Annotated in this window: 9 protein-coding genes; 1 reads left to right on the top strand and 8 read right to left on the bottom strand. The window is 42.4% G+C overall.

The window, feature by feature from the left end:
* Positions 1-3: 3 nt before the first annotated feature.
* From CHB62_RS05810 to gap, 4 genes are all read right to left on the bottom strand, one after another.
* On the bottom strand, positions 4-1947 hold the full coding sequence (locus CHB62_RS05810) for a glycogen debranching enzyme N-terminal domain-containing protein (protein ID WP_089366066.1): 1944 nt from the start codon (positions 1945-1947) through the stop codon (positions 4-6).
* A gap of 1471 nt (positions 1948-3418) precedes the next feature.
* Positions 3419-4357, bottom strand: a complete 939-nt coding sequence (locus CHB62_RS05800; RefSeq protein ID WP_089366064.1) for a diacylglycerol/lipid kinase family protein — start codon at positions 4355-4357, stop codon at positions 3419-3421.
* Positions 4351-5319: a tRNA (adenosine(37)-N6)-dimethylallyltransferase MiaA gene (gene miaA / locus CHB62_RS05795; RefSeq protein ID WP_089366063.1), complete on the bottom strand. Its 969-nt coding sequence runs from the start codon at positions 5317-5319 to the stop codon at positions 4351-4353. Before miaA ends, CHB62_RS05800 begins: the two co-directional genes overlap by 7 nt.
* A gap of 110 nt (positions 5320-5429) precedes the next feature.
* Positions 5430-6458: a type I glyceraldehyde-3-phosphate dehydrogenase gene (gene gap / locus CHB62_RS05790; RefSeq protein ID WP_089366062.1), complete on the bottom strand. Its 1029-nt coding sequence runs from the start codon at positions 6456-6458 to the stop codon at positions 5430-5432.
* 271 nt (positions 6459-6729) lie between these two features.
* On the opposite strand from gap, the gene mscL reads away from it, so the two are divergent.
* The gene (mscL, locus tag CHB62_RS05785; RefSeq protein ID WP_009011833.1) at positions 6730-7155 is read left to right on the top strand and encodes a large-conductance mechanosensitive channel protein MscL; all 426 of its coding nucleotides are present in this window, start codon (positions 6730-6732) and stop codon (positions 7153-7155) included.
* Positions 7156-7638: 483 nt separating this feature from the next.
* Here the strand turns inward: mscL and guaA are convergent, their stop codons facing one another.
* The 4 genes from guaA to CHB62_RS05765 form a co-directional block, all read right to left on the bottom strand.
* Positions 7639-9183, bottom strand: a complete 1545-nt coding sequence (gene guaA, locus CHB62_RS05780; RefSeq protein ID WP_089366061.1) for a glutamine-hydrolyzing GMP synthase — start codon at positions 9181-9183, stop codon at positions 7639-7641.
* A gap of 24 nt (positions 9184-9207) precedes the next feature.
* Positions 9208-10014 (bottom strand): sugar phosphate nucleotidyltransferase, encoded by an 807-nt coding sequence (locus CHB62_RS05775; protein WP_089366060.1) that lies wholly within the window; start codon positions 10012-10014, stop codon positions 9208-9210.
* Between the two features lie 151 nt (positions 10015-10165).
* Positions 10166-10477 (bottom strand): MGMT family protein, encoded by a 312-nt coding sequence (locus tag CHB62_RS05770; RefSeq protein WP_089366059.1) that lies wholly within the window; start codon positions 10475-10477, stop codon positions 10166-10168.
* Between the two features lie 186 nt (positions 10478-10663).
* Positions 10664-11212, bottom strand: coding sequence for a glutathione peroxidase (locus tag CHB62_RS05765; protein WP_089366058.1), 549 nt, complete (start codon positions 11210-11212; stop codon positions 10664-10666).
* Positions 11213-12389: the final 1177 nt, after the last annotated feature.

The following is a 12389-nucleotide window of genomic DNA, read 5'->3' as shown; positions in this document are numbered from 1 at the left end:
CTCTTAAAACTTAAACTTCTCAAGTAATTCTAACGTACGAAGCACTTCGGCTACGTTCATGGCAAAGGAGATTGCTCCACGCCCATTAAACGGTGGATTGCCATCGAAGAGCTCAGGTAGTGTACTGAGACAATGGTTAATCATCTCGTCTTCATAACCTACCAACTGGCGTTCTACAAAGCTCAGACGTGTCTGCTTGTAAAGCTTCAAGCAGGCTTCAAGATAAAAGCCACCCAACCACGGCCAAGCTGTCCCTTGGTGATAGGCAAGGTCACGCTGACTCTGTGGACCCGTGTACATCGGATTGTATCCACCACTCTTTGGAGAAAGCGAACGCAATCCCTTTGGCGTAAGCAACTCTCGTGTACATACATCTAACACTCCCCTTTTCTGCTTCTGGTCAAGTGGAGAATAGTCAAGTGCCACAGCGAACACCATATTAGGGCGTACACTCCAGTCTATCATCTTACCATCAACATAATCATAAAGGTAGCCATATTCATTGAGGAATGTCTCAACGAATGAAGCCTTACATTTCTCAGCAAGTGCCTCTAACTCTATTGCACGCTCTTCATTGCCACATTCCCTCTCCATAGAGGCCGTAAAACGCAGCGTGTTATACCAAAGAGCATTAAACTCAACGATATATCCAGAGCGAGGAACAACCGGCTGACCATTGTTCATGGAGTTCATCCATGTTATCGCTTCTCCTTTCGCATCTGCATAAAGCAATCCATTCTCGTCTAAAGTGAGGTTAGGGTGCTTACTTGCAAGAAGATAATCAACAATATCACGTATCAAATCCATGTATAGTTCTCTACAACGCACCTTGCCAGCTTCCTTAGCATACTGTTGTATTGCCCATACACACCAGAGCGGAACATCAGGTTTATCCATCTCGTATATCTCCACGCTGACTGGTTTATCCTCCATAAACTCACGTAAACCCTTTGCTGCCGTCTGCATCACGAGTTCGAAGTAATCTTGTTCTTCGATACTCAAGGTCAGTCCTGGCAAAGCAATGAACTGGTCGCGAGCACGACACTTAAACCATGGATAACCAGCAAGGATATAACGTTCATCTTTCTTCGAACGGTTATGGAACTGATGGGCAGCATTGACAAGGCAATGGAAGAAATTATCACGTGGACTACGAGACTCCACCTCCTTATCAAACAGACTCTTCAACGTTGATGGGTGACACTCTGCTGTAGATGCTGCAAAGACAATACTCTCGCCTTTGCTGATATTCATCTCAAAGTAGCCAGGAACATAAAGGTCCTCATTAGAAGCGTAACCACGCTCCTGCTCCTTCGGATATTCCAATCCACGATACCAGTAAGGTTCAAAGTGAAACTCATTCTTCTTAGAGAACTGCATATAAAGCGATGGATAACCAGCATACATACAAGTGCTGATTCCATTGTCGACAACCTCATACGAGCGGTTGGCAGCACCATTCTCATGGGTAAACTGGCGCACACTGCGGAACGCAAGGAATGGACGGAACTGCAAGGTAGTCTTTGAATGTGCCTCTAACAAGGTGTAACGAATTAAGATACGGTCTTCATAGTGCTGAAAGACAACCTCTTTCTTTAATAAGACACCACCTACTCTATAAAGCGTAGTAGGCACAGTATCACAGTCGAACTCACGGATATACTTATGCCCTTGCGGACTAAAGTTATTGCCCTGATACTTATGCAAACCCAAATTGAAAGCGGCACCATGCTGAATGACGGTAGGGTCGAGAGAACTAAGAAGTACATGGTTTTCATCGTCCAATTCAGGAACTGGTACTACAAGCAGGCCATGGTACTTGCGTGTGTTACAATCAACAATCGTCGAACAAGAGTAGGCACCAGAGCGATTTGTTCGCAATAACTCTCTGGGAAGCGAATCTTGAAGATTGGTCATCAGAGCTTTTTCAAATTTTAAGTAGCTCATGTCTTTTAAGGTTTATTGTTTGGTTTTTAATTGTCCTTTGGTAGAAGTCTTTACAGACTTTGCCGTTCGGCACTCCAAAGATACAAATATTTTTCATAATGACACCATAAAGTAAGATAATATTTTCAATTATTAATGTTCGATAAAATCTTCCTCTTGTTTGCTGCCCATTATTCTCTCTGGAAATATTAGTTGTTTCCTATGTTTTGGAGTGATTAAACTTTACGGTATTTGAAGAATAAAACTACGCAAATAACAAGTTTTTTTTATTTTCATTTTGCTGTCATTTTAACATTTCCATAGAACTCATTGACAACTAACCTGTTAGCCTCTTACTAAGTATGACAGGAATGACAGCAAAATTATTTTTGCTATCAACCAGTTCTTCTGGGCTTGAATGGATTTAGACTAATTAGACCATCTCCTATCGCATTGACAAATACCATCACGCTCCAACAAGTAAACCTTATTCGCTTGGGGTATTGTATAAGATTTTAAATAACAAAAGACTGCATGAGTCACAATAGTAGATTGTAGAATAATCACTACTTAACTGCATCAACGCCACACCCCTGTGTCATATTGGCAAACCATCCACACCTGTTGTACAGAAGCCTCCCACTCACTCATTCCTCTTTTCAAGTGATGTGATAAACATGGTTCTTCAGATTTTTGGAATGATAATGATTCGCCTAAACTTAGGTCTCTAACAAAATGTCACACAGAGAAATGGAGAATACGGAGGGGTATCAAAACACATCATCGGTAGTCACGGAGGCACCGTCGGTGCGTGGAGCGACGGAGATAGGTTGCCTGTTTTTTCAGAGATTCTATACCCAGAGCATTTATTTCAAAAGTTATCAGAAATCTATACACTACACCTCCGTTGCTCTTTGTGCCATCGGCACCTCCGTGTTATTGCATTTACCTCTGTCCTCTCCGTAACTCTGTGTGCCTTATGATATAAGAGTTTTAGTTTATCACTCCATATTTCAGCAGAACAATAAACATTCCAATCCACACATCAGAAGAGCCATTAGAACAGTGAAATATATTTACAACACAATCAATCAAGCTCCCTCTACAAAGCAGTCGAACATTTCTTAAAACAAAGTTTATAACCTGCAACAAACCAGCACATTACAAGCTGAATTATAGAGTATGCCTTTCTTGCATCAAGAAAAGGCTCTTCTACGTGCAAGAAGGGCGTGTTCTTGAACGTAGAAGGGTGTTTTCTGTTCTCTTGCTCGGCCCCTTTCCAAATAGAGAGGAGCACAATTACTGAAATATTCTTACAATTTCTTCCAATATGCTCAGTATTCTTTCTCCCTCTATCAGTATTCTTATAGAGCCTTCTCAGCGATTATCTCTCACGGAATATCGCAGGTAATTCGTCACAGACAGAGCCGCCCTACGGGAGAAACAATCTGTAGTACGAAAGCCCTCAACAACCCAGTAGCCCCTCAAAAGACTAATCTGGAATGAGGAAATTGATAACTTCTTTTTCTACGCCAATCGTGAATGTGCCGACAGGAGTACCATTTAAGAGTCGTCCGTCAACACTTACTGGTGTGTGTTCCGATAACTGTACGCTCAACTCCTGCGTACGATAAGGTAAGACATTACGATGATTTAGTATCTTATCCCTCAACAAAAGATACATACCCTCTATTGCTTGCCACATCTTTGGTTGCGATACAATGGAGACATCGAGCAACCCATTATAAGGAACAGCATTCGGTGTCTGTCCATATCCTTGAGCGTTTCCTATACAGACCGTCATCAGTCGTTGCTTGATAGTATCTGTATTAATCTTTAACGACATCAAATAGTCAATCCGTTGGAAGAGAAGTAGGATACAAGAAAGGATGAAGGAGATTGTACGCGACACAAAGAGATGGCGCATACGACGACGCATACTCATGATATTAGCCACCATACCTATGTTCACACAGTTGAGGAAATATCGACGACAACGCTCATTCTTCTTATTCTCATAGCGAATACAGCCAATATCCACTCGTCTTACACGCTTCTGCTTGAGCCACTTAATCGTCTGCTCCACGTGTGACTCGTCAAAACCCCAGAAGTGGGCAAAGTCATTCAACACGCCATTCGGGATAACACCCAACGTGATCTTATCCCGCTCTTCTGGCTCTAACAGCATGAGATAGTTGACCGCATCATTCAATGCTGAGTCTCCACCATAGATGATAATAGTTTTGTAGCCATTACTAACCAGCATACGCACCAACCGATCTACGCTTCGTGGGTTCTCACTCTGCACCATATCAAACTCTATACCATGCGATAGTAGACAGCGTTCTGTATGTTCCCAGCGTTTTTCTGGGCTACTAAGCAATCCGTTTTTAGGGCAATAAATAATCCCCCATCTTCCTTCCTCTACCATAACTTTATAATTTCTTCTACTTTATCTTCCATCTTTTGCGCAGCATTGACCCAATGGATTGTAAATCCACGACGCTCCATACCACGAAACCACGTCATCTGTCGTTTAGCAAACTGATGTATGGCTATCTCTAACTGTCGGAACATTTCGTCGTAAGACAGCCTCCCTATGAGATATTCTGTCACATACTTATATTCCAAACCATAATAGATAAGGTCATCAGCAGGTATGCCCTGCTTTAGTAATCCTTCTATCTCTTCAACCATTCCCTCTTTAAGACGAGCTTTCAGACGGGTGGTTATCTTCTTTCTTCGTGCCTCACGGTCGATGTCTACACCTATTATTAATGAGTCTATTGGCGGACATTGTCGTTCCTCCGTTGGCTTAGTTAGATTATAGGTCTCTATCTCAATCGCACGAATAGCCCGCTGACAAGAGTCTACATCCGTCTTGTTGTGCATGACAGAATGATTTTTTTCCTTCAACTCAACTAACATCGTGGTCAGTTCCTCAAGTGTCTTGTCTTCTAACGCTTTACGGAGTTCAGGGTTCTGCGGCACCGGTGACAGGCTATACCCCTTCAGTACTGCTTCAATATAAAGGCCAGTACCACCGCAGAGAATGGGCAGCACTCCCTTACTCCGTATATCCTCATAACTATCAAGGAAATCCTGCTGATAGCGAAAGAGATTATACTTCGTTCCTGGTTCACATATATCTATAAGGTGATAAGGTATTGCCTGTCCTGCAACCGTGTAATCAGCCAAGTCTTTACCCGTGCCGATATCCATGCCACGATAGACCTGACGACTGTCAGCACTGATAATTTCAGCATTGAGCCGAGCTGCTAAATGTGCAGCAAGGTCGGTCTTTCCCGATGCTGTAGGTCCAAGAATGGTTATCATACGCTTGTCGGAAGCAGTGCCAACAACAGTACTCTCACCTGTAAACTCGTTCTTCATGTCACAAAGATAACAAAAAAATCCCTGCCAGCAAGCTGACAGGGACTATTATTTTATCCGTCAACCACTCTCTACGCAAGAGAGGATTGCAGATGACCTTTCGGTTGGTATTACTTCAACTCAGCGAAGTACTTGATTGTACGAACCATCTGAGAAGTGTAAGAGTTCTCATTGTCGTACCAAGAAACAACCTGAACCTGATAGCAGTCATCGCTGATCTTGCTTACCATAGTCTGAGTTGCATCGAACAAAGAACCGAAACGCATACCGATGATATCAGAAGAAACGATCTGATCCTCAGTATAACCAAAGCTCTCGTTTGAAGCAGCCTTCATAGCAGCGTTGATACCCTCAACAGTAACATCCTTGCCCTTAACAACAGCAACGAGGATAGTTGTAGAACCTGTTGGAGTTGGAACGCGCTGTGCAGAACCGATCAACTTACCGTTCAACTCAGGTATTACAAGACCGATAGCCTTAGCAGCACCAGTTGAGTTAGGAACGATGTTGCAAGCACCTGCACGTGAACGACGGAGGTCACCCTTGCGCTGTGGACCGTCAAGAATCATCTGGTCGCCAGTGTAAGCGTGGATTGTTGACATGATACCAGACTGGATTGGAGCGTATGCGTTCAATGCAGCAGCCATAGGAGCCAAGCAGTTTGTTGTACAAGAAGCTGCAGAAATAACTGTATCCTCAGCCTTCAAAGTCTTGTGGTTTGTGTTGAAAACAACTGTTGGGAGGTCGTTACCTGCAGGAGCAGAGATAACTACCTTCTTAGCACCAGCCTGGAGGTGAGCAGAAGCCTTCTCCTTAGATGTATAGAAACCTGTACACTCGAGAACTACGTCTACGTTGTTAGCAGCCCATGGGCAGTTAGCAGCGTCCTTCTCAGCAGAGATCTTGATCTCTTTACCATCTACGATGATAGAATCCTCAGTAGCCTCTACAGTGTGCTTACCCTCACCGAACTTACCAGCAAAGCCACCCTGAGCAGTATCATACTTCAACAGATGAGCAAGCATCTTAGGACTTGTCAAGTCGTTAATTGCAACAACCTCATAACCTTCAGCCTCGAACATCTGACGGAATGCGAGACGACCAATACGGCCAAAGCCGTTAATAGCTACATTTACCATTTTACTTTAATTTATTTATAAAAGTGTATAAAAACTAAATTCTTTTACCTTTCGATTGAAACATTTTATCTGTTACGATTGCAAAGATACAATTTTTTTTTTATTTTTGCAGTCGCTTAGCGTATTAAATATTATAAAAAATAACTCGTTTCGCACACATAGGCAATTCTATGCAATACATTAAACCAAGATTGCAAAGTCTATATAACAAAAGAAAGGGTATTAGTATTAGCACGCAAGACAAACAATTAAATTAACAACAACATTTATTATGAGCAAACTTATTCAAGAATTCAAGGAATTCGCAGTAAAGGGTAACGCAGTTGATATGGCTGTCGGTGTAATTATCGGTGGTGCATTCGGCAAGATTGTTTCATCTATTGTAGACGACATCATCATGCCTCCTATCGGATGGCTTATCGGTGGCGTTAATTTCTCAGACTTAAAATGGACGCTGCCTGCAGTAGAGATCCCTGGTGTGACTGCTCCTGCACCAGCTACCATCAACTATGGTAATTTCTTACAGACATTACTTAATTTCTTCATCATTGCTTTCTGTGTGTTCTTAATGGTTAAGGCTATCAACAAGCTTTCTAAGAAGAAAGAGGAGGAACCAGCTGCTCCTGCACCAGACCCAGAGCCAACTAACGAGGAGAAACTGCTCTCTGAGATTCGTGACTTGCTGAAGAACAAGTAAGCAACTATCTGATAAACAGATATAATCAGTCCGAAGATTCAATACGAGTCTTCGGACTTTTTTTTTTGGCCCTAACGCTTATCTCTACTCCTTGATATCGTCGAAAGACTTCATTCCTACCTCGTTTTCTTCCTTATATTGGCCTTCTATAATAGCCTAAACAGCTTGCAAAAGAGTATAACTTTCACTCGCCATTCAACTAACCAAACGTTCTCTCCGAATTATTTTCATGATAAGAAATGTTTCTTTTCACGACAAACAATATTTTTCTTCATGAAAAGAAATTCGCTGTCAAGGGTATGCTATATCATTTTCCAGTAATCTCAACATCAGTTTACAGACTGATTACCAACGTAATAAACGATAAAATCCACCTTTCTAAACATCATTCTCTTTGCTCGTTCATACCCTTATATAATGTAGTATAAAAAGAAATAGGGACGCAACTGCGCCCCTATCCTTTTATTTTAATTATTTTCTATCTTACTCCCACTCGATTGTTGAAGGTGGTTTTGAGGAGATATCGTAACATACGCGGTTAACTCCTTTCACCTTGCGAATGATTTCATTAGACACATCTGCCATGAAATCGTAAGGGAGGTGGGCCCAGTCTGCTGTCATTGCGTCCATTGACGTAACAGCACGGAGCGCAACAGGATGCTCGTAAGTACGCTCATCACCCATCACTCCCACGGAACGAATGGTAGAGAGCAACACTGTACCAGCCTGCCAAACATGGTCGTAAAGACTTGTACCATCTGGCATAGTATAGTTGTGCATCTTCTCGATATAGATGTCATCAGCATCTTGAAGGATACGCACCTTATCCCGTGTGATGTCACCTAAGATACGAACAGCAAGACCAGGACCTGGGAATGGATGACGCTTGATAAGACGTTCTGGCATTCCAAGCTCATAACCTACACGGCGAACCTCGTCCTTAAAGAGCCAGCGGAGCGGCTCACAAAGCTGAAGATGCATCTCCTCTGGAAGTCCACCTACATTATGATGACTCTTGATTACCATACCTGTAATGCTAAGACTCTCAATACGGTCTGGGTAGATAGTACCCTGTGCGAGCCACTTAGCATCAGTAATCTTCTTTGCCTCAGCATTAAATACCTCAACGAAGTCACGACCAATAATCTTACGCTTCTGCTCTGGGTCGGTAACACCAGCTAAATCCTTAAAGAACTGTTCTGATGCATCAACGCCGATAACGTTCAGTCCGAGTCCCTTATAGGCTTCCATCACCTTTGTAAACTCGTTCTTACGGAGCATACCGTGGTCTACGAAGATACAAGTAAGGTTCTTGCCGATAGCCTTATTGAGCAATACTGCACAAACAGAAGAGTCAACACCACCAGAAAGACCAAGGATAACACGGTCATTACCCACCTGCTCTCGAATCTCCTGAACAGCACTCTCTACGAATGAAGCTGCACTCCACTCCTGCTTGCTACCACAGATATTCACAACGAAGTTCTTCAACAGCTGCTTACCCTGCAATGAGTGGTAAACCTCTGGATGGAACTGTACTGCCCATACTGGCTGTGTCTTTGATGCAAAGGCAGCATACTTAACGTCGCCTGTAGAAGCTATAATGTCGTAATCCTCTGGGATTGCAGTAATCGTATCACCGTGACTCATCCATACTTGCGAGCCTTTCTCAAAGCCTGCAAAAAGGCGGTTGTTAAGGTCGATATGCTCTAAGTTGGCACGACCATACTCACGTGTACCAGTCTGTTCAACCTTACCTCCATTTGAATGAGAGATGTACTGTGCCCCATAACAGATGCCAAGGACAGGTATCTTACCGATAAATTGACTGAGATCTACCTTAAACGCCTCTGGATCATGTACGGAGTAAGGTGAACCAGAAAGGATAACACCAATCACAGAGGGGTCGTCCTTCGGGAACTTGTTGTAAGGAAGGATCTCGCAGAAGGTATCCAACTCACGTACACGACGACCTATAAGCTGGGTCGTTTGTGAGCCGAAATCCAAAATGATAATCTTCTGTTGCATGTAAATGAATGTATTAAAAAAATATCAGTTCTCCGTCTTGGAGCTTCGATACTCTGAATTTACTATAAAGTCTTCAGCAGCTTGTAAACTGTTGAGTTTGCCTACATCAAGCAGATGGAGGTCGGTCTTCAACTCTCCACGGATATCCAGTCTGTCACAGTTGTTAAGGTAGAACTCCATAATTGGGAACTTATCCTCATCAACAGCCTCAACAGCTTGTACCGCAGAAGGTGCTAACACGTGAATACCAGAGAAGGCACAGAGGTAGCAACTATGCTGAAAATAAGAACTTTCAGCCTCTGTCGGTGATACAAAATGTAGCTGACGTATCTCGTCATGAGGTGATTTTACCTCGCCTGTAGCCACATTCGTCCATCCTACTAAGCGCATATTGCTATCGAATATCAAGTAACGTTGCGTCACACGACGGCTTACCAGTAGTAAGGCATCGGCCTTTATCTCCAAAGCATGGCGATAGAAAGCCGCTAAATCCACATTACTTAATATATCAACATTGTGTATCAACACTGGTAATTGCCGATTAAAAAGCGAAGCAGCTCGCTTGATACCACCACCGGTGTCAAGGAGCTGCTCTGTTTCATCAGACACATAGATATCCACACCATAGTGGTGTGCATCCAAATAGTCTGTTATCAGGTTTGCAAAATGATGTACATTGACAACCATACGACTGCATCCAGCACCTATTAATCTCCTGATTACATGCTCAAGCAGTGGCGCACCTCCCACCCTTACCAACGCTTTTGGCATTGTGTCAGTAAGCGGTTTCAAACGGGTACCGAGTCCGGCTGCAAAAATCATTGCCTGCATTTGCTTTTCTTTTTATGCCTACAAAATTAATGCTTTTATTTCAGTTAACAAAGGAATGACGGACTTAAATCAAAAAGAAAGAGCTTTACGCTCATAACTATCACTTTATATAAGGTTGTATGCTACAAATGAAAAAAAGACCACAACAGTCTTATTCTTCCAGTTTCCATTGACATTTCTTCATATCTACACAGCCGTTTGGACGGAAAGTAATCCCTTCTGCCTCTAAAAGCCCACGCTGTTCTTCCCAGCAAGGAGCCGTACGTCCACTACTATTTACGACTCGATGACATGGCAAATGTTCGGTTTCAGATACGCCATGAAGCATCCTCCCCACCAAACGAGTATGTCGGGGACAGCCAACAAGCCACGCTATCTGCCCATAACTCAGTACGCAACCGCTCGGAATAGACGCCACAACCTCATAGACTTCTTTGCGAAACGCCTCTATATCTATAGCCATTCTCACTCCAAATTGTCCTAATGAAAAAGGAGCGAAAGGAATTAGTAGGGGTTAAGCCGATACCTTTCATATCCTTGCATTGCTGCCCTCCGAAAAGAAACAGTAATGGCTTAACCCCACTAAAACCTTCAACTCCTAAAAGATTGTCCCACAAGGAACTATTAAAACTTACTTATCAGCTATTGATTAGAGCTCAGCCTCCACAGCCTTCTGAACCTCCTTGAGGTCTACTGTAGGCTCGAAGCGTGCAACAACCTCGCCATTGCGGTTAATGAGGAACTTGGTGAAGTTCCACTGAATGTCGTTCTGCTTACGAGGCTCTGTGTTTACCTTGTTATAAAGGTCTTCCATTATAGCAGCCAATTTCTCCTCGTATGCGCCACCAGCATAGCCCTTCTCGCTCTTCAACCATGTGTAAAGAGGGAGCTCGTTAGCACCGTTCACATCACTCTTCTTGAACTGTGGGAAGTCAGTTCCAAACTTTGCTGTACAGAACTCGTGAATCTCCTCGTCTGTACCTGGAGCCTGATGGCCGAACTGGTCACATGGAATATCAAGAATCTCAAGACCCTTCTCTTTCAGACTGCGGTACATTGCCTCCAACTCCTCATACTGTGGAGTGAAGCCACAACCCGTAGCTGTGTTTACTATAAGGAGTACCTTACCCTTATATGTCTCAAGACTTACCTCATTACCCTTCTTGTCCTTCAAATTAAAATCATAAACTGTTGCCATAATTCTTTACTCTTTATTAAATTCTACAATTATATTTTTATACCGTATAAACTGTCGGCATCACATCCACTTGCAATGCTTTTACAGATTAATCGTCTTTACAATCTTTCTTATCTAAATCTTGCTAAACCATTATTCTTATTTGCAAAGATATAAAAAGAAACTTATATCGCAAGCGACTGCACGTTATTTTTAACATCATTTTGCACCTTCTACCCACTTACTAACCCTTATCAATCTTCTTCTACGGGTAGTATTATCCCGCTTCTCCCCTATCGGCCTTATTTACCCCATGAGTCTTATTAGCCCTATAAAGGCAACCTCACCTCCAGTCACTCTGCGCATGATGCAAAGAATAGAATGTGAGTTTATCTCTATAAGACTGCTGATAAAAGGGGATGAAATACTAAATATATAGGTAGAAAATGTAAAGATATTTCACTAACTATTCTCTCTTTCATCCGAGAAGAGGCCGAACTTAAGTCAAGAAGAGGCCTAACAACGATAAAGAATATGCCCCTCTTGCACATAGAAGACGCCCTTCTTGGGGCAAGAAGGGCGTCTTCTCTAACGCGATTTATAACATATTGATTTATTGCATATTACGAACTTATTTTTAAGGGATATCATACAACCACATAGAGCATACTTAGCCCGTCACGGTGTAATACTTTCTTACTCTTTTACAAACTCTTCTGTCCCCTATAACGAAAGGTTTTGAATGACACTCGTGAGGCAGAAAGAACCTTTTAAAGTTACTTACTAAAGTTTCCCACCCTAACAAATAGATAGAAAATAACAGTTTGTCGAATTTGCGACTCTCCGTACTGTCCTTTTCTCTATGTGACATTTCATCAGAGACTTAAGCTTAGGCGAGTCATTATTAGTCCAAATTTCTAAAGAACTCCAAAAATGGTATGGACTATACTAAACAACTATCAACACAGAACTACGAATTACACAAATTGCACGAAGACGGAGGGTACAGAAGGAAAAACACTTTTAATGTTCTCTGACATAATGACATAGAGTGACTGAAAGCTCTTACATAGACAGAATGACACAAACACAAAGGGTGGATAAGGGGCAGAATGAAGATGGCTTTGAATGTGTATAAGATATTAAACCTTTGTTATTTAGTGTTGTATCAATTGCTTTTATGAAATTATATGATTAC

This window comes from Prevotella jejuni, from assembly GCF_900187995.1.
GTDB lineage: Bacteria > Bacteroidota > Bacteroidia > Bacteroidales > Bacteroidaceae > Prevotella > Prevotella jejuni.
The sequence above is the reverse complement of the archived record's forward strand: the minus strand, read 5'-3'. Positions and strand labels throughout refer to the sequence as shown.